The organism is Galbibacter kalidii (assembly GCF_026241135.1).
In the GTDB taxonomy this organism is placed as follows: domain Bacteria; phylum Bacteroidota; class Bacteroidia; order Flavobacteriales; family Flavobacteriaceae; genus Galbibacter.
The window spans coordinates 92,072-116,341 of sequence record NZ_JAPFGA010000001.1 but is presented as its reverse complement, the minus strand read 5'-3'; the positions used below and the strand labels follow the sequence as shown (position 1 = coordinate 116,341).

General features: G+C 39.3%; 18 protein-coding genes. 13 read left to right on the top strand and 5 right to left on the bottom strand.

Going from position 1 to position 24,270, the window contains the following annotated elements; genetic code table 11:
* Positions 1-145: 145 nt before the first annotated feature.
* The 4 genes from OOZ15_RS00525 to OOZ15_RS00510 are packed head-to-tail and all read right to left on the bottom strand — an operon-like array spanning position 146 to position 4,315.
* Positions 146-1,408, bottom strand: coding sequence for a YaiO family outer membrane beta-barrel protein (locus tag OOZ15_RS00525; RefSeq protein ID WP_265953685.1), 1,263 nt, complete (start codon positions 1,406-1,408; stop codon positions 146-148).
* Position 1,409: 1 nt separating this feature from the next.
* Positions 1,410-2,849, bottom strand: coding sequence for a glycosyltransferase family 2 protein (locus OOZ15_RS00520; protein WP_265953683.1), 1,440 nt, complete (start codon positions 2,847-2,849; stop codon positions 1,410-1,412).
* Positions 2,846-3,925, bottom strand: a complete 1,080-nt coding sequence (locus OOZ15_RS00515; protein ID WP_265953682.1) for a HEAT repeat domain-containing protein — start codon at positions 3,923-3,925, stop codon at positions 2,846-2,848. Before OOZ15_RS00515 ends, OOZ15_RS00520 begins: the two co-directional genes overlap by 4 nt.
* A gap of 3 nt (positions 3,926-3,928) precedes the next feature.
* A complete protein-coding gene (locus OOZ15_RS00510) occupies positions 3,929-4,315 on the bottom strand; it encodes a response regulator (protein ID WP_265953681.1) in 387 nt (128 codons plus the stop codon).
* Between the two features lie 589 nt (positions 4,316-4,904).
* Between OOZ15_RS00510 and kduI the strand changes: the two genes are divergently transcribed.
* From kduI to OOZ15_RS00470, 8 genes are all read left to right on the top strand, one after another.
* On the top strand, positions 4,905-5,741 hold the full coding sequence (kduI, locus tag OOZ15_RS00505; RefSeq protein ID WP_265953680.1) for a 5-dehydro-4-deoxy-D-glucuronate isomerase: 837 nt from the start codon (positions 4,905-4,907) through the stop codon (positions 5,739-5,741).
* Between the two features lie 124 nt (positions 5,742-5,865).
* Complete coding sequence (locus OOZ15_RS00500; protein WP_265953678.1) at positions 5,866-6,651, top strand: gluconate 5-dehydrogenase; 786 nt, start codon at positions 5,866-5,868, stop codon at positions 6,649-6,651.
* 13 nt (positions 6,652-6,664) lie between these two features.
* The gene (gene uxaC / locus OOZ15_RS00495; RefSeq protein WP_265953676.1) at positions 6,665-8,071 is read left to right on the top strand and encodes a glucuronate isomerase; all 1,407 of its coding nucleotides are present in this window, start codon (positions 6,665-6,667) and stop codon (positions 8,069-8,071) included.
* Positions 8,072-8,091: 20 nt separating this feature from the next.
* Positions 8,092-9,072: a TRAP transporter substrate-binding protein gene (locus OOZ15_RS00490; protein ID WP_265953674.1), complete on the top strand. Its 981-nt coding sequence runs from the start codon at positions 8,092-8,094 to the stop codon at positions 9,070-9,072.
* Positions 9,073-9,075: 3 nt separating this feature from the next.
* On the top strand, positions 9,076-9,534 hold the full coding sequence (locus OOZ15_RS00485; RefSeq protein WP_265953673.1) for a TRAP transporter small permease: 459 nt from the start codon (positions 9,076-9,078) through the stop codon (positions 9,532-9,534).
* Positions 9,535-9,539: 5 nt separating this feature from the next.
* Positions 9,540-10,835 (top strand): TRAP transporter large permease, encoded by a 1,296-nt coding sequence (locus tag OOZ15_RS00480; RefSeq protein WP_265953671.1) that lies wholly within the window; start codon positions 9,540-9,542, stop codon positions 10,833-10,835.
* Positions 10,836-10,865: 30 nt separating this feature from the next.
* Complete coding sequence (locus OOZ15_RS00475) at positions 10,866-12,311, top strand: tagaturonate reductase (protein WP_265953669.1); 1,446 nt, start codon at positions 10,866-10,868, stop codon at positions 12,309-12,311.
* 20 nt (positions 12,312-12,331) lie between these two features.
* Positions 12,332-13,945, top strand: coding sequence for a UxaA family hydrolase (locus tag OOZ15_RS00470; RefSeq protein WP_265953668.1), 1,614 nt, complete (start codon positions 12,332-12,334; stop codon positions 13,943-13,945).
* Positions 13,946-14,133: 188 nt separating this feature from the next.
* Here the strand turns inward: OOZ15_RS00470 and OOZ15_RS00465 are convergent, their stop codons facing one another.
* Positions 14,134-15,159: a LacI family DNA-binding transcriptional regulator gene (locus tag OOZ15_RS00465; RefSeq protein WP_265953667.1), complete on the bottom strand. Its 1,026-nt coding sequence runs from the start codon at positions 15,157-15,159 to the stop codon at positions 14,134-14,136.
* Between the two features lie 449 nt (positions 15,160-15,608).
* On the opposite strand from OOZ15_RS00465, the gene OOZ15_RS00460 reads away from it, so the two are divergent.
* The 5 genes from OOZ15_RS00460 (at position 15,609) to OOZ15_RS00440 (ending at position 24,177) form a co-directional block, all read left to right on the top strand.
* A complete protein-coding gene (locus tag OOZ15_RS00460; RefSeq protein WP_265953666.1) occupies positions 15,609-16,955 on the top strand; it encodes a glycoside hydrolase family 28 protein in 1,347 nt (448 codons plus the stop codon).
* 127 nt (positions 16,956-17,082) lie between these two features.
* Entirely contained in the window at positions 17,083-20,181 is a 3,099-nt protein-coding gene (locus OOZ15_RS00455; RefSeq protein WP_265953665.1) for a SusC/RagA family TonB-linked outer membrane protein, read from the top strand.
* Positions 20,182-20,193: 12 nt separating this feature from the next.
* Positions 20,194-21,807 carry a RagB/SusD family nutrient uptake outer membrane protein gene (locus OOZ15_RS00450; RefSeq protein ID WP_265953664.1) on the top strand — a complete coding sequence of 538 codons (1,614 nt, stop codon included), beginning with the start codon at positions 20,194-20,196 and terminating at the stop codon, positions 21,805-21,807.
* Between the two features lie 117 nt (positions 21,808-21,924).
* The gene (locus OOZ15_RS00445; protein WP_265953663.1) at positions 21,925-22,932 is read left to right on the top strand and encodes a DUF4861 family protein; all 1,008 of its coding nucleotides are present in this window, start codon (positions 21,925-21,927) and stop codon (positions 22,930-22,932) included.
* 9 nt (positions 22,933-22,941) lie between these two features.
* Positions 22,942-24,177, top strand: coding sequence for a glycoside hydrolase family 88/105 protein (locus OOZ15_RS00440; RefSeq protein WP_265953662.1), 1,236 nt, complete (start codon positions 22,942-22,944; stop codon positions 24,175-24,177).
* Positions 24,178-24,270 lie beyond the last annotated feature (93 nt).

The window sequence follows — 24,270 nt, the reverse complement described above, 5'->3', positions numbered from 1 at the left end:
TTATTTTAGACATATCAAAATGCTGAAAGTTACTTATTTTTTTTAATTCAACCATATTTCACTGATTAGTAGCAATTCACATCAAAACGCTCTGTTCAACAGTTATCAATTAAAAATAAATGTTTACAAAACATAAATTCATTTTTTAGAATTTATATTGCAAACTTAAGAAAACTTCGACTTCATTTTGTCGCTTATCGTGTATATATTCTTGGTTGTTATACATCAGCTGAACTCCTGTTATATAGCGTCTGTTAAAAATTCTATAGTAGCCTCCTCCAAACCGATAAGAAAGTAGTGAAAGGCGTTGGTCTATTAATCCCTGAACACTTCTATCGTCTGGTGTGGTTCCATAACCCGCAATGAGGGTAGCATAATCAAACCTAGTATCAAAGTAATAACGTGTAGTTAAGGTTAAGGCCGGGTACCACTTTTTATCAAGTTCCATAAAATAGCCCCTAAGGTTGATCCAAGAAGATCCTATATATTTTCCAACTCCGGCTACCCCGGTAGCAAAGGAAACATTTTCCGCCTTAGTATATCGCCCCCCTATCTCTATTTCCCAGGCTTTTGGTAAGTTGTGGTAATAAGAATAACCAAAACGCCACTGTGGAAATACTGGGGCATCACTAAAAGCTATATTGGCATAAGAATAGCCTCGTTTACCCATAAAAAGATAAGACTCTAATTCGTATTGCCATCCATTTTTCAGGCTTTCTCCTCCGCTCATTCTATTGGCATAATTGAGTTTTCCAATTAAAGAACCCCAATGGCGTTCCCTGATATAGTGCACACTTCCCAGATGCCAAGGCCCTACCGGATCCCGGTCTATTGAGGTTAGTGTATAACCGAAGCCTATACGGTCGCTTCTTAACTTACTCTCCAGTAGCACCAGTTGTTGTTTTATTTCAGCGTCCTTTGGATATTTCCCCTCTAATTCCTTTAAATATTTAATAGCACTGCCAATATCTTTCTGCAATTGATAGACTAAAGCCTTTTTTAAAGCAAACTCTCTATCCTCAGGATGTGCAGCTATGGCTAAATTAATCACCCTGGAAGCTTCCTTATATGCTTTTGCTTCCAACTCCAAATTAATCAGATAAGTAAAAGAAGCCTTGTAGTTCTTGTTCTTTTCTATGACATGATTTAAATAGTAACGTGCAGTATCTATTTGTTTTGTCATTTGATAAGATCTGCCTAAAAACAAATGAAAGTCCAAATAATCAGGGGCATGTTCAATACCTTGTTGTGCCATCTTGATTGCTTTGGTGTAATTTTCCAAGCGCACCTGATCGATAACTTCAACCAGCAAGCTGTCCGTAATAAGCTTTTGAGCCTGTACTGAATTATAGGTAAGCAGAAAGATTGTCAGGAGTAAAACAATATAACTGAAATTCATTTTCTTCATCTTAAAGTGCATTTTCGGTTTGATATCCTCTTCGGTTCATTTTACCCCATTTCTTCTCTTTCCTTATAAAGAAATGCACGTATCCCTTTAAAACGGCATATATATTCACCGGATGGTACACAATAGGTTCTACCAAAACAAGCCCTACAAGGGTCAGAATTTCCTTTGTGCTGGCATAACTCTTATACAAAAGTTCATCGATCAATATGGCTAGCATGGTTATGTTAATATAAAAAAGATAAGCTGATGCTGTCACCCAAAAAATAAATGTATTGGTAATATTATCTGTAAAACAAAATTGAATAACAATCACTAGGAGTCCAATAACCTCTATAATTGGAGCCAAAAATTCGTATAAGAAATAGTATGGAAACACAAATAGTCCCGTCCTACCGTATTTAGGGTTCAGTAAAATTTCCTTATGTCTTGAGAGGGTTTGTATCAGACCTCTACCCCATCTTGTTCGTTGTCGCATAAAGATCTTTCTGGTATCCGGCACTTCTGTCCAACATAAGGATTCTGGGATATACTTTATAAGAAAATCTTGTTTTTGCTGGTGCATATATTTTCGCATCCGGGTAATCAATTCCATATCTTCTCCCAGAGATTGATCCCAATACCCCCCTACCGCAACGACAATTTCTTTATCGAACATCCCCAATCCCCCAGAGACCAATAAAAGTGAATTGATCTGACTCCAGGCCATTCTTCCAAATAAAAAAGTGCGTACGTATTCTAATTCCTGAAACCGAGGATACCATCTTTTGGGGTAATGCATATCCAGTAAATAACCTTCTTTTACCACTGAACCATTGGAAATACGTATGGTTGCACCCGTAGCAATCACCTTCCTTTTGTTTTCCACAAAGGGTTTTATCAGTTTTGTTATGGTATCCTTTTGTAAGATACAGTCCACATCAGTACATATAAACAATGGATATTGTGAAGTGTTTATACCCGCATTAGAAGCATCTGCTTTACTTTTGCCATTTTCTTTGTCAACCACAATAAGATTTGAATATATCGGGTTGGTGGATTTATAATGACCTCTTACAGGTCTGGTCTTAATCGCTTCCTGATAGTAGAAACTTACTTTGACCAGGTCGAATTCCGCTATTAACTTCTCCATAGTATCATCCTCACTTCCGTCATTAATGATGATCAGCTCAAACTTGGGGTAGTTTAAAGACAGCAAGGATTTTACATTATAGATAATTGTTTTCCCTTCATTATATGCCGGAGCGATAACCGAGACACCCTTAGTGTGTTTGGTAGCGGTAAGTACTCTTTCGGGAAGAAAGTGTTTAGCATTCACATACTTTTTAATGGCAACGACAGAGAGTATGGCTAAAAACAAATAAATGAGTATATAGATACTGTAATATACAGCGATAAAATTATTAAAGCCATTTAAGAATGTTCCAGAAAAATCCTCTATCATACTACCAAAAAATTTTGCGTATGCAGCTCCATCTTAACAATCTCAGAAGTCCTTAATTCAGAATGAGTATTCAGATAGCTTGCATCGAGTTCTTTTATACATTTTACCGCCTGCAACTTAATATCACTAGTAATCAAAGGATCCTTAAGCAAGTCTGCAATAAAATTAATAGTAAGTTTTGAGCCTATAACACTTAATGTATTTAAAATCAGTTTCTGCTCTCTTTTGGATGTACTGGTTTTAAACAGCTCTAACACATCATTTTCTGCTTCAAAAAGGTAAAGCTCCTCTATAGCCTCTATAGCTTCCCTTCGTATACTTCGATTTGGAGAAGCCAACAAGGCTATTAATTTTTCTGAGGCGCCTATATAATTGTGGAACACCATGATCTTTATCCCCAATCTTACTATAGATTCATTTTTCACCTCCAGCCATTGGTCAATATTTCCTGGCAAGGGCAAGGTTGGTTTTTTCTCATACAGGATATTGATAACCTTATGCTCACTGGCCTTAAGTATGGGACGGTGATATTCCGAAAGAAAATCCATAGGCTCCTCTGTTAAATATAGCAGAGCTGTGTAGGCATTGGAACGTAATTTTTCATTTTTGTGGTGCATATACGGTTTTATATACTTGATTCCAGAGGTAAACCCTAAAGCCTGAAAGTGATAAAAACCAATTCCTTTCTGGTACCATCTCCTATTTCTTATCAACTCAATACTGTGTTTATATAAGTCCAAAGCCTCGTATAGTTTTAATATTTGAAAAGAAGCCGATTTAACATCATGTTTAAGATTGATCAATTTCGTGATAAAGAATTCTTTGCACCATTTTTCATTAAACGGTATTTCAGAAGTAAGTGTTTTGGCATGCTCAATAAATAAAGGATCAGAATCATCAAACCCAAAAACATGGGTAATCAAAAAAGTATCTATTTTATCCCCTACAGCATTTTTTTTTCGTTGTTGTTTTTCAAATAATATCCTACTTATAAATAATATAAAGAATAACAACAAAAATGAAGTTGACAACAATGGAATGGTAAAAAACTTCAATATCTGTTCTATAATACTCATATGTTATAAAATTGTTTTATTAATCAGCAATCTTTTAATTCTCAACAATAATTCCTTGGGGTTAAAGGGTTTGGAGATCAGATCATCAAGTCCTAAGTCAAAGGCCTTTGTAATAGTCCCCTCGTCATCACCATATGCAGAAACAACCATTATAGGGATCTCCTTATAATACTGTTTAACAAAATTAATAACCTCAAAACCTCCCTTGTATGGCATTTGCACATCGGTAAGTACAATATCCGGACGTAGCTCAGGAATAATCTCAATAGCTTGTAAACCGTCCTTTGCTATAGTAAGCCGATAACCTTCTTTGGACAGTATATGCTCCAGTATTTTTATGGTCAACTGACTGTCTTCAACTATAAGTATCTTTACTGAATCAACACACATATGATTTTTTTTTATTTACAAAATACAGATATTGCTTACAATGCATTGTATTTATTTAAAAGTGCAATAAACATCTTAACCCTTGATAGCCGGGTTTAAGCCAAATCAATTGTACAATTGATTTTTACATAAAAAAGCATAAGTGGAAGGTCTATAAAATATATCCAGAAGAACTAGGGGGGAGCCTTGGTATTTTTTTAACCAGCGCGAATATGATATTTATTCTTGTCATCAGCAAGACAATAACGTCTGAACCTTATGCTTTTAGTTATTAAGACACAGAAAACCAATAAAAGTCACAATCTTTCTATAAAGACCTTCACATTTCACCTATAGAATCTGCATAATTTAAGATTTTAAGCCAGTGATTTCCATTATGTTTTGATTTTTAGACATTCACTTACCTATCAAATAAGGAATTATCTTATTAATAACACCATGCATTCCCCTATTTCTTTATAAACATCACTGCTTTATAGATAAATTAAAGTACGATTAAATAAAAAAAGTGAGCTTTTTTTGATAATTTGCAAATTCTAAGAATTTTAATATATATTTGTGTAATCGATTACAATTAACCATTTTAACTATGACAAACGTAGATTTTAGATATGCATCACATCCTGTGGATGCACGAAATTATGGAACACAGGAATTAAGAGAGCACTTTCTTTTACCTCCCACTTTTGTAGAAGATCAAATACAACTTACATATTCCATGTACGATCGCTATATTGTAGGTGGTGCAATGCCTGTAAAAAAGGCACTTAAACTGGAAACTTTTGATCATTTGAAATCAGAGAACTTTCTTGACAGAAGAGAACTAGGAGTTATCAATGTAGGTGGAAAAGGAGTTGTAACCGTAGACGGAACGGAATATGAGCTCAATAAAAAAGAAGCGCTTTACGTAGGAAAAGAATGTAAAGATGTCTCATTTGCTTCCGCCAAAGGAGAACAAGCCTTGTTCTATATCAACTCTGCACCGGCACATCACAAATTCCCAACTAAAAAAGTGGGACGTGAGGATGCCGAGATCATCGAGTTGGGTGATGAAAAGTATGCCAACAAAAGAATTTTAAATAAACTATTGGTCAACAGCATTGTAGAGACTTGCCAGCTACAAATGGGGGTCACCGAACTACAACCGGGAAATGTGTGGAATACCATGCCGGCCCATACCCATACCAGAAGAATGGAAGCCTATTTTTATTTTGATCTGGAAGACGGTCAAACCGTGTGTCACTTTATGGGAGAGCCCCAAAACACCAGACATATTTTCATGCAAAACCATCAAGCGGTTCTATCACCTGAATGGTCTATCCACTCGGGTTGCGGAACTTCCAACTATTCATTTATTTGGGGGATGGCAGGTGAAAATCTGGATTATGGAGATATGGATGTAGTAGCACCGGACGAATTAAAATAAAAAACAATGAAACGAGTATAAATTTTATTAATCAATACCTGCCTGCCGCAGGCTGGAATGCAGCGGTTCCATGTGTGCAACAATTTTTTTGCATATTATGGCCATTGCAAAAAAAATTAAACACATGAATTTATTTAGTTTAAAAGGAAAGAGAGCCTTGGTCACCGGAGGTACTCATGGATTGGGAATGGCCATGGCTGAAGGTTTGGCTGATGCCGGAGCCGAATTGGTAATTAGTAGCACAACACCGGAAAAGCTGAAAAAGGCTTTGGAATATTACAAAGGCAAAGGTTATAAAGCTTCGGGATATATTTTTGATATTACCGAAGAGGAAGAAGCCGCCAAAAAGGTTCAGGAAATATACAACAACGAAGGCCCTATCGATATCTTGGTGAACAATGCCGGAATCATAAAACGAGAACTTGCCATAGATATGAAAGTCTCTGATTTCAGGCGGGTCATAGACGTTGATCTTGTCGGTGCTTTTATCATGTCCCAATTGGTGGCCAGAGATATGATCGAACGTGGAGGCGGGAAGATCATCAATATCTGCTCCATGATGACTGAACTGGGACGAAATAGCGTTACAGCATATGCTGCAGCAAAAGGCGGACTTAAAATGCTGACGCAAAACCTAGCTACCGAATGGGCTAAATACAACATTCAGGTCAATGGTATAGGTCCGGGCTATTTTGCAACCTCACAAACAGCTCCTATCCGTGTGGACGGACATCCGTTTAACGACTTTATCATCAACAGAACGCCTGCAGCCCGATGGGGAAACCCTGAAGACCTTGCTGGAACAGCGGTTTTTCTCGCTTCAAAAGCCAGTGATTTTATCAATGGCCAAGTGGTCTATGTAGACGGCGGTATCCTAGCAACTATTGGAAAACCGATAAACGAAAAATAAAAACCCCAATTAAATGAGTCAAAAAAAATTCATCAATGACGATTTCTTGCTTAGTAATAAATATGCCAAAACGCTGTACCACGACTACGCAAGCAATATGCCAATTATCGATTATCATTGTCACCTCCCTCCTCAAGATATTGCCAAAAACCAGGTCTATGAAAACCTGACTCAGATCTGGATTTATGGGGATCATTATAAGTGGAGAGCAATGAGAACCCTTGGTATTGATGAAAAATATATTACCGGAAATGCTTCTGATGAAGAAAAGTTTAAAAAATGGGCTAAAACCGTACCTTACACCATGCGAAATCCACTGTATCATTGGACACACATGGAACTTAGCCGTTATTTCGACATCAATGAGCTTTTGAATGAAGAAAATGCCGGTGAAATCTATAAGGCTGCTTCAGAAAAAGTGAATTCTGATGCCTACAGTTGCCAAAATATTCTTTCAAAAATGAATGTGGAGGTAGTGTGTACTACCGAAGATCCTACAGATACATTGGAATATCACCAAAAAATAGCCGAAAATGGATTAAAAACACATATCAGTACTTCTTTCAGACCGGATAAGGCTATTATGATCGCTAATGAAGGTTACAAGGAATATCTTGAAAATCTGGAAGAAGTATCAGGTATTTCCATCAACTCATACCAAGATTTGTTGGATGTGCTTGTACAACGCATCACCTATTTCAACGATAACGGTTGTAAGGTTTCAGACCACGGATTGAATTTCATCCCTTATGCCGATTTTAAAGAAGCCGAAGTAGCAGCTATCTTTAAAAAACGTATCACAGGGCAACAAATCAATAAAGAAGATACACTCAAATTTGAAAGCGCAGTATTGCAATTCCTATCGGAGCAATATCATTCTTTTGGATGGGTACAGCAATTCCACATAGGAGCTCTTAGAAACAACAACACCAGAATGTTGGATACCCTCGGTCCGGATACCGGATGGGATTCCATAGGGGATTATCCGCAAGCGGAAAACCTTTCGAAGTTCTTAAACGCATTGGACGGTAAGGACAAACTCACCAAAACCATTATTTACAACCTGAATCCGGCTGATAATGAAGTAATAGCGACAATGATCGGAAACTTCAATGACGGATCGGTAAAAGGAAAAGTACAATTTGGCTCCGGTTGGTGGTTTTTGGATCAAAAGGATGGTATGACCAAGCAGATCAACGCCCTGTCTAATATGGGCTTGTTGAGTTGTTTTATTGGCATGCTGACTGATTCAAGAAGCTTTTTGTCCTATCCGAGGCATGAATATTTCCGCCGCATTGTATGTAACATCTTTGGTGAGGAGATTGAAAAAGGAGAACTTCCCAATGATATTGAATGGATCGGAAAATTGGTTCAGGACATCTCATACAACAATGCCAAGGAATATTTCGATTTCTCTTAAACTTTAATAGATCAACTAATATGAAAACTTACACTTACCTCCTCATTTCTATTGCAGTACTCTTCACATGTACCGCTTGTAATCAAACGAGCAAACACAAAACCATAAAGTTGGCACATGGATTGGATGTCAACCACTCTGTCCACAAAGCCATGTTGAAAATGGGTGAAAACCTCAAGGAGATTTCCGGAGGAAAACTAAGTGTTAAGATTTATCCTAATCAACAGTTGGGTTCCGAACGGGAAAATCTGGAATTGCTACAAATAGGCAGTTTGGATATGACCAAAGTATCGGTGGGCGTATTGGAAAATTTCGCCCCCAAAATGAAAGTCCTTGGTCTCCCCTTTCTTTTTAGGAACAAGCAACATTCTTTTAATGTCCTTGATGGGCCTATCGGACAGCAACTGCTGAACGAAAGTGAAAAATACCGTTTGAAAGGACTGTGTTATTACGATGCCGGTAGCCGTAGTTTTTACACCAAAGACAAACCGATAAATACGCCGGAGGATCTTAAAGGAATGAAAATACGGGTTATGGAAAGCGTTACCGCCATGGATATGGTGCGCAGTTTAGGAGGTTCACCTACGCCTATTTCATGGGGGGAGCTGTACACCTCACTACAACAAGGTGTAGTTGATGGTGCCGAGAACAATCCGCCTAGTTTTTACCTCTCCCGTCATTACGAGGTGTGTAAATACTATTCCATAGATGAGCATACGGTATTACCGGATGTTTTGGTAGTAGGCACCCAATTCTGGAACAGCCTTAGTTCACAGGAACAAGAATGGCTACAAGAAGCGACAAAAAGATCGGTAGCCTATCAAAGAGAACTTTGGGCTATTTCTGAAAAAGAAGCGCTGGAAGCCGTTCAAAAAGAAGGCGTGGAAGTGATTTATCCCGATAAAAAACCTTTTGCTGAAAAAATTCAAAATATATATGAGCAATACAAAGACGACGAAGAAATGTATTCGCTTATTCAACAAATCCAACAAACAAAATAAATTATGAACCTTAGAGAAAAAGTAGACCGCATATTAGGCAGGGTTTTGATTGTTATCATGGCCGTTATGGTTGTGAACGTGTTATGGCAGGTATTTACCCGTTATATTACCGGAACCCCCAGTTCTTTTACTGATGAATTGGCCCGTTATTTAATGATATGGATAGGTATCCTTGGTGCTGCATACGTCTCCGGAAAGAATATGCACGTAGCGATTGACGTGCTCCCCTCCAAAGCAAACACCAAAACACAGCGCTTGTTGTACAGGATCGTTAACATCCTGATCATTCTTTTTGCTCTTTTTGCCTTTGTTATTGGCGGCATTAGATTGGTCTATATTAGTTATATCCTAGGGCAACACTCCCCTGCTTTGAACGTCCCTTTAGCATTAGTATATACCGTTTTACCTATTAGCGGACTGCTTATCATATTTTACAAAACATCTGACCTCTTAAAGAAATAACCACCATGGAATATATTCCCGTACTCGTTTTAGTTCTCAGTTTTATATGTCTTCTCGCTATCGGAACACCGGTGGCCTGGAGTATTGCCATCTCATCACTATTAACCATGTTGGTAAGTATTTCGACCATGCCGGCACTTACCACCGTTTCCCAGCGGATGGCTACCGGGCTGGACAGTTTTGCCTTGCTCGCCATCCCCTTCTTTATCCTCTCGGGACAATTGATGAACAAAGGGGGGATTGCTCACCGGCTTATTGCCTTTGCCAAAACCCTTGTAGGTTCACTCCCGGGGGGATTGGCACTCATTAATGTAATTGCCGCCATGATGATGGGTGCTATTGCAGGATCGGCGATGGCTTCAGCCTCAGCAATGGGAAGTATACTCGGACCTGAAATGGAAAAAGAAGGCTACTCCAAAGAATTTGGTGTCGCAGTGAACATCACCTCTGCTACTACCGGATTGATTATCCCACCGAGTAATGTATTGATCGTTTATTCTTTGGCCAGTGGGGGTGTTTCTATTGCTGCACTCTTCGTGGCCGGTTATATTCCGGGGATTATCACAGGCCTGTTCCTTATGACCGTGGCCTATTTTTGGGCAAAAAAGAAAGGATACAAGGTCGGGGAAAGAAGTTCGTTCAAACAAGTCATCAAAACATTTTGGGAAGCTTTACCAAGCTTACTTTTATTGGTCATAGTGATTGGCGGGATCGTTGCCGGTATTTTTACCGCTACAGAAGCCTCTGCAATTGCAGTGCTTTACACGCTACTCCTCGGTTTTTACTATAAGGAAATTTCCTTTAAGAATCTGCCTGAAGTTTTGTTGGATTCTTCAGCGACTACTGCTATTGTAATGTTGCTTATCGGTGCATCGATGAGTATGTCTTGGGTAATGTCGTTTGAAAACATTCCCCAAGGTATGAGCGATGTATTGCTCGGTATCAGCGACAATCCTATAATCATTCTGCTTATTATCAACCTCTTGTTGTTATTTGTTGGGATTTTTATGGATATGACGCCAGCCGTACTCATATTCACACCTATATTTTTACCGATAGTAACCGAATTGGGCATGGACCCCATTCAGTTTGGGATCATCATGGTGCTTAACTTGTGTGTCGGACTCTGTACACCTCCCGTAGGCTCTGTCCTCTTTGTCGGTGTAGGAATTGCCAATACCACTATTCAGAAAGTAGTAAAACCACTTTTACCATTATTCGTGGCTATGATTCTCGCCCTGTTTTTGATCACCTATTTTCCGCAACTAACGCTATGGTTACCACGAGTATTCGGACTGTAAAATAAAATCAACTATATCACATTAAAAAAAATGCAAAGCTTAAACAGAAAAAATACAAATATAAACGATAAACTCCCCATTAAAGTACTTCAGTTTGGTGAAGGAAACTTCTTAAGAGCTTTTGTCGATTATGCCATTCATACCCTCAACCAAAAGAGCGATTTTAACGCCGGTGTTGCCGTTGTTCAACCCATAGACAGAGGTTTGATCGACCTACTCAATCAACAGGACGGTCTTTATACCTTGTTCATCAAAGGGATTCAAAAAGGAAAGGAAATACAAGAAAAAAAACTTATTAGCAGTATTGTTAAAGGAATTGACCCTTACGCTCAATTTCAGGAATATCTCGATGTTGCCAAGGAAGAAGAGCTTAGCTTTGTCATTTCAAATACCACGGAAGCAGGTATTGCATATAACGCTTTAGACAGACCGGATATGCGACCACCATCGTCTTTTCCGGCAAAATTGACGGTGTTTTTATACGAAAGATACAAGCATTTTAATGGTGATTCGGAAAAAGGACTTACCATTATCCCATGTGAATTGATCAATTACAATGCTGATATGCTAAAAGATATTATCTTAAAATACATCAGTGATTGGAAGCTCGAAGACGATTTTAAAAATTGGGTGTTGAATGATAACAGCTTCCACAACACCTTGGTAGATCGTATTGTTCCGGGTTATCCCAAAGATGAAATCGAAGCCTACAACAAACAACTCGACTATAAAGACAACCTGATTGTTACGGCTGAAAAGTTTTTCCTTTGGGTTATTGAAGGTGATGAAGCCCTAAAAGCTAAATTACCGTTTGACAAAACCGATTTGAATGTACTTATTGTAGACAATATGCAGCCTTATCGTACCCGAAAGGTTAGAATCTTGAACGGGGCGCATACAGTTATGGTTCCTTTTTCATTATTATACGGAAACACTACAGTAAAAGAAACCATAGACAACGAGTTTACCGGAGAGTTTGTTAAAAATACTGTTTTCAACGAGATAATTCATACCTTAGAGATGGACAAAAAGGAGTTGGAAGAATTTGCCAGTGAGGTATTCGACCGCTTCCGAAATCCGTTTATCAAACATATGTTATCGAGTATCGCTTTGAATTCCATCTCAAAATTCAAGGTACGCGTACTCCCGAGTCTGCTCGGATATGAAAAAGAAAAGAAAAAACTACCACCACACCTTACCTATGCAATGGCCTGTCTTATCAGATTCTACAAAGGTACGTGGAATAGCGCTCCCCTACCCGTGAACGACGATAAAGAGATCGAAGATCAATTAAAGAACATCTGGGCATCCGGAGATTATGACCAAGTTGCACAAGCTGTGCTTTCTGAAACAAAATTCTGGGATCAGGATCTAAGCAAAATAAATGGTCTTAGCAAAGCAGTGGCATCCGCATTAAAAGAAATTGATAACAACGGAGTAGAAAAGGGCTTTTCAAATTTTAAGGTCCAAATATAAAAAACGAAAAAAAATTCACCATGGAAAAGGAATTGATAAAAGTACATCCTTCCGATAATGTAGCTGTTGCCCTTAAAGACATAAAACAAGGGGTGAAACTGTTGTTTGAAGGTGAAGAAATTGAGGTGATATCCAAAACGAAAGCCAAGCACAAAATTGCATTGACCGATTTTAATGTCGGCGATGCCATCCATATGTATGGTGTGTTGGTCGGGAAAACCGTAAAACCGGTAAAACGCGGTGAACTACTCACCACAGAGAACGTAAAACACCAAAGTGATTCCACTACAGGGAGAACTACAAAACCTGAATGGGTTGCTCCCGATATAAGCAAGTGGAAAGATCGCACTTTCATGGGGTACCACCGTCCCGACGGACAAGTGGGAACAGCCAACGTATGGCTGTTTTTCCCTCTGGTATTTTGTGAAAACCGCAATATTGAGGTCTTGAAGGAGGTCTTTGAAAAAGAATTGGCATACCATCGCCCGAGTAAACACCAATTGATGCTTCGCAATTTAATGCGCCCGGCAGGTGAGGTTGCAGAGGCTGAACCCGAAGTTGAAGATAATTTCTTCGGAAATATTGAAGCGAAATTTATTACCCATCAAGGGGGCTGCGGCGGTATCCGTCAAGATTCAGCATCCTTAGCCCGTTTGTTGGCAGGATATGTAAACAACCCGAATGTAGCCGGGGCTACCGTGCTGAGTTTAGGTTGTCAAAACTTGCAAATAAGTATTTTTGAAGAAGCTTTAAAAGCTATCAATCCCGATCTTAAAAAGCCTGTCCTTATATACGAACAACAAAAAATGGGTACCGTTGAGGATATGCTTTCTACCATTATTAAAGAATCTTTTGAAGCCATTAAAGAAGCTAATAAAACGGAACGTAAACCTGCTCCTCTATCCAAATTGAAACTCGGTTTAGAGTGTGGCGGTTCCGATGGGTTCTCTGGGATTTCGGCCAACCCTGCATTAGGTTATGCATCCGATATCCTTGCAGCTTTGGGAGGTTCACCCATACTATCTGAATTCCCTGAATTATGTGGTGTGGAACAAGAGCTTGTCAACCGCTGTGTTAATGATAACGATGTAGAGCGCTTTTTGGAATTGATGCGTACTTATGAAAAATCGGCAGAAGATGCCGGTTCCGGCTTTGATATGAATCCGTCACCCGGAAATATTAAAGACGGACTCATCACCGATGCCATGAAATCGGCCGGGGCGGCCAAAAAAGGAGGTACATCACCTATTACCGCTGTTTTGGATTATGGCGAATACGTAACCCAACCCGGACTGAATTTGCTCTGTACTCCCGGGAACGATGTGGAGAGTACCACAGCCATGGCGGGTTCGGGAGCAAATGTTATTGTATTTACCACCGGATTGGGTACGCCTACCGGAAATCCCGTAGCTCCTGTAGTTAAATTATCCTCCAATACTGAATTGGCCACTAAAATGCCAGACATTATCGATGTGGATGCAGGCCCGGTTATCCGTGGAGAAAAAACCATTGAAGAAATGGGCGAAGATCTATTAGAGTATATCATTAAAGTTGCTTCAGGAACTGTAAAATCCAAAGCAACGCAGCTCAATCAAAGTGATTTTATCCCATGGAAACGGGGAGTATCGTTATAAAAATAAACTATCTCAGGGCATATCCCGATTCGGGGCACGAGGTATTCAAATGAATAAACCCTAATTCTTTTCGATGCAGTGCATCTAGGAAACCTGCCTGACGGCAGTCAGGTAAAAAACCACTTTGTGGGATTAAGTTTCAGATTGTTGTGAGCCTCGACGTATTATGCGTTGGGGTTCACAATGATTTATTTTTTACCGATCTTCGAAGAAGATTTCCTGATTTTCAAGGTAGGTGTGAGCACTACCTTCTTTTCAATTTTCACATTGGCTTCTTTTACCTGTTCGAGAAACACTTTGGCCGCCATTTTCCCCATGTCCAACGGAGATTGATCAACAGAGGTAATAGATAATTCCATAAACTTTGTAAAAGGTTCGTTACTGAATCCTACTACACAAAAATCATCGGGTATTTTAATCCCGTGTTCTTTAAGTTCTTGAATAGCACCTAAGGCCACGTAATCACTGGAAGAAAAGATAGCATCCGGTGGGTTTTTGAGTTTCAAAAGTTTTTCTACCGCTTTTTTTCCGGCAGAAATATCGCTCTTCGCCTTGATCACATAGTCTTTATTGTAGGAGATTCCGTGATCCAATAAGGCTTGCTTATATCCGTTAAAACGGTGTTTGTAGATTTCCAAAGCCCAATGTCCTGAAATATGAGCTATACGTTTACACCCTTGTTCGATAAGGTGTTTTGTAGCTCTATACCCGCCTTCATAGTCATTAATAGTTACAGTACTCACCCCATTGATATCCTTTTTACGGTCAAAGAACACCAAAGGCACATTCTTGTTCAGCACATGATTGAGATGATCTGTTTGTTCTGTGTGTTTGGAAACCGACATCAAAATACCATCAACTTGAGCATTCAAAAGTGCGTTGATGTTATCTATCTCGGTATTCTCAAGCTCATGGGTCTGACAAATAATGACATGATATCCCAGAGGATAAAGCTCTTCCTCTATTCCCCTGATGATGGCAGAAAAGAAATTCCTATCGATATAAGGAACGACAACTCCGACATTATTACTCTTCCCGCTTTTAAGGGCGAGAGCCAGCTTGTTTTGCTTATAATTCATTTTAGCGGCCGTTTCCATAACCAATTTTCGGGTCGCTTCACTGATCTTAGGGTTATTGTTCAAAGCCCTTGAAACAGTGGCCGCCGTTATATTTAATGCTTTAGCAATATCGTAAATGGTAGTTTTTTCATTCATTCACTATGTAATTTAATCACGGAAGTTATGTGCAAATGTAACTATTTTATATAAAGTGTTTAATAATTAATGTTATCGATTACGCAAAATACTATTTTATTCTCAAAGATCCTTATAAAACACTAAAACAACTCTTCATATAGATTTTAAACGTATAATCAACTCCTAATATAATGCTATTTTGTTAAAAAACATTATCTGAATTTATAAAAATGGTACTTTTTTACATCTAAAATTTGTTTTTTAATAGTTATTGTTTAGTTTCGTGTAATCGATTGCATCTAATTAACCTCTAAAATCTAGATAAAGCCATGTATAAATGGTCTTTCTTAAAAAGAACAACTCAGTCAATAAATGAGTCCCTTTTCTCCCTCAAACACTTATTTTATATCTCTTTTATTGTTTTAATATGTGTTTCTTGTAAAGACACCAAGAAAAAAGAGGCTTCTGTGGAGACTCCTGACCCTTGGTTGAAAGCTGAAGCCATCATTAAAAGTATCAAACCATTATCATTTCCTGATAAAACTTATAACATTAAAGACTTTGACGCCGTGGCGGATGGTAAAACAAATAATTCCGAAGCATTTACCAATGCCATTAAAACATGTTCGGAAAACGGAGGTGGTAAAATAATTGTTCCTCCCGGAAAATACCTTACCGGACCAATTCATTTAGAAAGTCATGTGAATCTTCATATTGAAGAAGGTGCAGAAATCCTTTTCAGTAAAAATCCTGAAGATTATCCTATAGTACATACCTCTTGGGAAGGAACAGAGGTGATGAATTACTCTCCTCTTATCTACGCATACAAAAAAGAAAATATCGCCATAACGGGTAAAGGAATTCTTAACGGACAGGCCGATAAGGAAAACTGGTGGCCGTGGTGCGGATCAAAAAGATATGGTTGGAAAGAGGGAACTCCCAATCAGCAGGATGAAGACAAACGTCCAAGACTGGTAGAAATGGCTGCTCAAGGAGTACCTGTATCTGAGCGCGTATTTGGTGAAGGGAATTACCTCCGACCTACATTTATCGAACCTTTTTCTTGTAAAAACGTATTGATCAAAGGTATCACCATCAAACAAGCTCCTTTTTGGGTCATCCACCCCATCAAATCAAACTATGTGACCATAGATGGTGTGACTGTTGACAGTCACGGACCAAATAACGACGGGTGCGACCCTGAATATTCAAAAAACGTCATTATAAAGAACTGCACTTTCAACACAGGTGACGATTGTATCGCCATAAAATCCGGACGAAACGAAGACGGTAGACGTGTTGCCATGACCAGTGAAAATATCGTAGTTCAAAACTGTAAAATGATCGACGGTCACGGCGGTGTGGTGATGGGCAGTGAAATATCTGCCGGGGTTCAAAATGTATTTGTTGAAGACTGTGATATGGACAGTCCTAATCTGGATCGTGCTATCCGCATAAAAACAAATTCAAAACGTGGTGGTTTTGCTAAAAATGTGTATGTGAGAAACATTCGGGTCGGACAGGTAAAAGAAGCTGTACTCAAAGTGAATCTATTTTATAATGTGCACGGCAATCAAACCGGAGACTTCATTCCGAAGGTGAGCAACATCATCATGGAAAACGTACAAGTAAAGAACGGTGGAGAATATGCTATTCTGGCAAAAGGCTATGAAAGTACCCCAATTGAAAATATCACATTTAAAGATGTGACTATCGAACAGGTAGAAACGCCCTTTTCGATCGAAAATGTCAAGAATATTACACTTATAAATACTTATATCAATGGAAAATTAACAACAGAAACAACTAATTAATGTAAAAAAGTACCTCTGGGCTTGCCCTTAAGGTATTAAAATGAAAAACCTTAATTCATTTCGATTTTAGAATGTCGGTGAATTAAACCCACTTAGTGGGATTAAATCTAGCTAACAATTATCAATTATGAAGATTAATCATTTATCAAAATTATCCAAGTATTGGATTTCAAGTACGCTACTGTTTTGCTGTTTTTTATTTGGTAGCAAAGCATTCGGGCAAGGCACAACTGTTAATGGCCTTATTACCGAAGCCGACACACAAACGCCTTTACCGGGCGTAAACGTTGTTGAAAAAGGCACCAACAACGGGACAACGACAGATTTTGACGGGAATTTCACCCTCAATGTATCCGCTGATGCGACTTTGGTTATAAGCTATATCGGGTTTACCACACAAGAAGTTGCAGTAAGCGGAAGAACAACAATAAATATTCAATTAGCGCCCGATACGCAATCGTTGGATGAAGTGGTGGTGATTGGATATGGTACACAGAAAAAATCGGATTTAACCGGTGCTGTAGGAAGCATGGATTCTGAATCCTTGACCGAAAGAAGCATGAACAGTCCGCTGGAAGCCCTGCAAGGAAATATTCCCGGAGTTCAAGTATCACAATCTACCGGACGTGTAGGTGACGGGTTTGACATTATCATTCGTGGTAACAATTCCCTAGGTGGAGATGGAGGGCCTCTCTTTGTTGTCGATGGTGTTCCTACCGATAATATCGACTTTTTAAATCCGCAAGATATTGACCGGATGGATATCCTTAAAGATGCTTCCTCAACCGCTATCTATGGTTCCAGGGGAGCTAATGGTGTTGTTATCGTTACTACAAAAAGTGGTAGTAATGCTCCTGCTGATTTTACAGTTACTGTCGATAGTTATATGGGGGTTAAAGAAGTAGCCCGTTTACCAGAAATGATGGACGGTCCTACTTGGTGGTACTATCATCAATCTGCATATCTGGCTACGGCAAGTCCCGATCCCGATTTGGGATATGTAACCCCGGAAACCCACTACAATGCTGTTATAGGGGATAGCAACTCCCTGCTTGAGCAAAGGGCGAACAACAACGAGGTTTTTGACTGGTATGATGCTGTATTAAGAAGTGGTGTACAGCAAAATAATTATGTAAATGCTTCCGGACGTACTGAAGATGGTATGGGCTATAACATAGGCCTTGGAGTGCAAAAAGAAACAGGGAATATCGCCAATGAATCTTTAAAAAAATACAGTTTTAAATCCGGTATCGATAAAAAAATAAACGACAAATTTTCTTTTGGGGCTAATTTTACCATAGCCCTAACAGAACAACAAGATGGTAGTGATATTGCCATGCGGGAAGCTTTCCGTTTAAATCCCTTTTTATCCCCTTACGGACTTGATGGTGAATTATTCCCACAACCCGGAAAATTAGTTGATGCAAATGGAGATTTCCTTATCAACAAAACCAGTACGTATAACCCACTTCTTGAAATTGAAAACACTTCAGACGAAACACGACGTTGGAGAGGTATAGGAAGTGCCTATTTTCAATACAATATTTTAGATTGGTTATCATTTAAAACCACTTATTCTGCCGGATTTACCAATAGAAGAAGAGGTAGAGCTTGGGGTGCATTGACCAATACCGGAACAAACAACAACGGTTTGCCTTCGGCCGCTTTGGAAAATAGTGAAAACTTTAACGGAACCTGGGATAATCAATTCAATATTGATTATACTTTTAACGAAGATCACGATTTTTCCTTACTCGCCTTACAAAGTTTGTTTTACAGCAGAACAGAGAGCTCTTTTATGAGTTCCAGAAACATGCCTTTTGATACCGGTTTTCACAATATCGGTTCAGGAGAAAGTGGAACGTATAATCTTGGGACTAATTATGTGAAACAAACCCTGAGCTCATACGCTTTACGTTTAAATTATTCATATAAAGGTCGCTATATGATAACTTTATCCAACAGATGGGATGGTTCATCTTTACTGTCAGAAGACAAACGTTGGGATACTTTCCCATCAGGAGCCATTGCATGGAGAATTAGCGAAGAAGGGTTTATGAATAATTCCCAAACGATTTCTAACCTGAAATTAAGAGCCAGTTACGGTTTTACAGGAAACAACAACGTATCCCCCTATTCTTCTCAAAACAGTTTGGATCGGCAACTCTATTATGATTTTGACGGAGAGATAGCCAACGGATGGGTTCCAAGTCAGCTTGCCAACAAAAGCTTGGGTTGGGAAAAAACCCGTGAGATGAACTTTGGATTGGATTTTGGCTTGTTCTCTAACCGATTATCTGGTGCTGTAGATGTGTATGATCGTCTTTCAGATGATTTGATCCTGGAACAAAGACTTCCCATTGAATCAGGTTGGCCTTCTATCAATGCCAATGTAGGATCTGTAAAAAACCAAGGAGTTGAAGCTAGTTTGACCGGAAGGATTATCAGTAATGATAAGGTAACATGGACCACTACGGCTACCTTCACCAAAAACACCAATTCTATTGAAGAGCTTTACGGACAAGATGAAGTGGATGATGTAGGAAACGGATGGTTTATAGGAGAATCTATCAACGCCCACTATAATTATAGATTTGCCGGTATATGGCAAGCTGATGAAGTGGCCGAAGCTGAATCATACAATCAAACGGAAGGTCAGGCCAAAGTAGAAGACATCAACAATGACGGTGTGATCGATCCGGATGACGACCGCGTTATTTTAGGGTCTTCAGATCCGGATTGGGCAGGAAGTTTGTTTACCAAACTGACCGTTGGAAATATTGATCTTTCCGCTTCCCTGATTACCAGTCAAGGTGTATATGCTTACAGTAACTTCCATTCCAATTTTACGAACACAAGGGATCGTGGGCGTCAAAAATTGAATATCGATTGGTACGTTCCGGAAAACCAGGCAGGAGTTCCGGCTCAAGCTTCAAACAGCTATCCACAGCCAAGGAATATGGGGACCTATTGGAGGAATGACGGTGTAGGCTATTACAGGGATGCATCTTTTGTAAAGGTGAAAAACATTTCCTTGGGCTATACCTTTAACGAAAATCTAATTGACAAACTCAGCATCAAGCATTTAAGGGTTTATGCAAACGTCCTCAATCCATTTGTGTTTACGGATTATGATGGCTGGGATCCTGAATGGGCGGGTGCAGGCCTTGGAATAGGTCGTGTAAGCTCAATTACATATCAATTAGGTATCAACTTAAAATTTTAATCAATCATGAAAATGAAAAAAATAATATTCGGTTTAGGAATTCTAGGCATCACATTCTTTTCATGTGATGATTATCTGGAAGAAGACAATTTATCGAGTGAAGTAGCAGAAAATTCTTATGTTACCACTGAAGGATATAACAGTTTGATCAACGCAAATTATGCACAATTAAAAGAAATCTACGGAGATGACCCTTGGTTGTTTTGTGCCGGGACAGACCTCTATGCTGAAGGACGTGATCAGGAACCACCAGGATTGAGTCAGTACACACAACTCACCCCTTCTTCTCAAGGGGTTGGAGCCCTGTACGCTACTTGTTATAGAGCTATCCAAGTGGCTAATATGGCCATGTTTTATAGCGATATCACGGAGCAAACTTCAGATTTGAATAGGCAAATCGGAGAAGTGAAATACCTTAGGGCAAATGCTTATTTCCTTTTGGCACAAACCTACGGAGGTGTTGGGCTAATCACCGATTACATTGACAGTCCGGAACTGACTTTCGACAGAGATTCCGCAGAAGAAATATACAGTTTTATTATTGCTGAATTGGAAGAATCGCTTTCTCTGGTAGGGGACGGAGCATATACCGGACGTGTAAACAAAAGAGCGGTACGCCACTTATTGGCTAAAGTACATTTAACCAGAGCCTACGAAAGCTTTGCCGCTTCAGACGATTTCCAAAAAGCAGCTTCCTATGCCGATGCTGCCATAGCCGGACAAGCCTTGACCATCCCTTATGAAGAGTTATGGACTCCCGGAAACGAAATGAACAGCGAAACCATTTTTTCCATTCAATTCAGTGAAGTGTCTAACAGTGCAAACCCAACAAACCTGGGCCATAAACAATCCTATTTCTTTAGTTCTTATTTAGGAGGAAACGAAGTCGCAGGAGACGCTCCTTACCGCTCATATACCCTATGTCCTACAGCCTTTGCCGTTGACCTTTATGAAGAAGGGGACGATAGATGGGAAGCCACGTTTATGACCGAGGTTTTCAGCAGGTATTATGATTATTTTGACGTTGAAGATCACAGTGGTTTAGAAGTTGCTGAATATTATGCCCCAAAATGGGCCAGTACAGATGCTGAACTTGCAGCTTATGAAGCAGCACATCCGGGAGTTACACTCCATCCTTATGGTGAGTATGTTCCATCAGCAAACAGAAACTTCGATTACGAGACCATTCCCGTTAAGAAGTTTGACGATCCCAAGTCTCCATTTGGTAGCGGTAGGGTGAGTACAAGAGACATTATTCTGTCCAGATTGGCTGATACGTATCTTATCGCCGCAGAGGCCTATTTAACAATCGATCCTGCAACAGCTTTGCAAAGGCTGAATGTAGTAAGGGAAAGAGCTAATGCCACTCCTATTACAGCAGCTGAATTGGACATAGATTACATTCTTGATGAAAGAGCCAGGGAATTGTTGGGTGAATATCATCGTTGGTTTGACTTAAAACGTACAGGTAAATTGGTAGAAAGAGCATCCATGCATCACTACCTTATCGAGACAGCGAATTTTAACGGATCTAATGGAGAATTGAAAATCTTAAGACCGATTCCTCAAGACGCCATAGACTTGAACCAAAACAAGGATTTTCCACAAAATTCTGCATATGAATAGTTTTCATTATTTTAGTTTATCATGAATTTAGAATTCAGATAGCAGTTATTAAGAACTTGGTGAAGTAATTTTCACCAAGTTCTTACTTTTTAAAAAAATAAACTTAAAAAACACATCATGAAAAAATCAAGTTTAATTCTTTGTTCACTGCTTACAGCCTCATTGATAGGATGTAAAACAGAGACAAAAAAAGAAGAAAAAACCGAAGTAACGGTAGAAACCGAAGAAGTAGAAAAAGCCCCAAAAACCTATGCTGAGATTTCAGTTAGGGAAGGTGGAGAATGGGTAGACCGCAAATATGAAGGCGGATCTGCCTTTAAAAATGTGGAAAGTCTGGACGTTCCCAAAGAACATACAGATCATTCTTATTACATCCGCTATGAAGGGCCGGGTTGGGAAAGTGATAAAGTAGGATATAGACTTTATCTCGACTGGAGAAATGCCATTGATATTTTCGGAAAGAAGACAGACGATATGGTTTTGCCCAACGTTGGGCAAGACAATTTCGATTCCTATCACGAGATGAGCGACTGGGGAATGGATATCCTTAAAGCCGGAAAATCTTTAGGGATTGGTTCTATTGGCCGGTTTAAAGACGGAAAAGTGCTTCACTTTGAAGAAGTAGATGCTACCTCAGCTCGCGTAGAAAATAAAACTGATGCGTCTTCAGTCTATATCGATTATACCGGTTGGGCTACTGCTGATGAAAAAATAGATCTTAAATCGAAACTAAGCATTACTCCGGAACACCGATATACAAAACACACGATTACACCATCTAAAGCTATAGAAGGTATCTGTACCGGAATTGTTAAGTTTGACGGTATCGACCTCATCAAAAAACAAAGCGAGAGCAATAATTGGGCATATATTGCCACCTATGGCGAACAAACCTTGGTACCCGACAAATTAGGAATGGTCATTTTCTACAAAACTTCTGATATTGAAAAAAGTGTAGAAGGTCCGGACGATCACCTATTGATTTTCAAACCTACCGACAAGGCTGTTTCCTACTACTTCCTGGGAGCTTGGGAAAAGGAAAAAGACGGTATTACCACCAAAGAAGCTTTTGTTAAACATATAGATCAGTTGTTGAACCAACTTGATCAAAACGGAAAACTTTAAAGCAACAACATGAAATCTAACTATAAAATACTTTTTGGCTCAGCTTTTTTAATACTTGCCTTTTGCGTAGGCTGCAAAAAAGGAGCAAAAAACACTGCTGATACCACAGTTGTCGACAAACCGGAAATGGTTGTTGACACCACCCTAAAATGGTCGGAGCGTATGGCACTTTCCATTATACACAGAAATCCCGAAGCATGGCAAATCGACGGTAAAGGAGAACCTGATTGGGATTATGTCCACGGATTGGTAACATTGGCTATCCAAAAATTATATCATCAAACCAAAGATGAAAAATACTATGTATACGCAAAGGATTATGCTGATGAATTGATCGACAGTACCGGAACGATTGAAACCTATGAGATTGAAAAATATAATATAGACATGATCAATGCCGGAAAAATATTGTTTGACCTCTACAAAACAACAGAGGACAAAAAATATCTAACGGCTATGCAAACGCTAAGAACACAACTCGAAGATCAGCCTCGAACCCCATCAGGCGGATTTTGGCATAAAAAAATCTATCCTAACCAGATGTGGTTGGACGGACTTTATATGGGTGCACCCTTCTATGCTGAATATACAGCGACTTTTGAAGATGGAAAAGCTTTGGATGATGTCGCCAAGCAATTCGAACTCATCCAAAAACACGCCATAGACAAAGAAACCGGTTTGCTGTATCACGGTTGGGATGAAAGCAAAGAAATGGACTGGGCGGACAAAGAAACAGGAACCTCTCCCAATTTTTGGTCGCGTTCCTTAGGCTGGTATGCCATGGCCCTTGTGGATGTTTTGGATTCTTTCCCGGATGATCACCCTAAAAAAAAGGAACTGATCGCTTATCTTAATGATCTGGCTACAGCCTTGGTGAAATTTCAAGATGAAGAATCAGGACTTTGGTATCAGGTAACCGATATGGGGGACAGAGAAGGAAATTATCTGGAATCTACAGGTACGAGTATGTTTACCTATGCAATGGCTAAGGGAGTAAACAAAGGCTACCTCCCGGAGCATTTTATAAAAAACGCCGAAAAAGCTTTTGAAGGATTGACTCAACAATTGATCAAAGTTCACGAAGATGGCGTAATCGATATCACTCAGGCTTGCGCCGTAGCAGGATTGGGTGGTAATCCGTATCGTGACGGCTCCTATGAATATTATGTCAACGAACGTAAAAAAGACAACGACCCCAAAGCAACAGGCCCCTTTATTATGGCTGCCTTGGAGTTGGGGAAATAAATTTCATTAGGTCTAAAAAATAATAAAATGGATTTTGTCATCCTGAGCTTGTCGAAGGACTGTCGAATACTCTTTGATTTTTTTCAAAATACA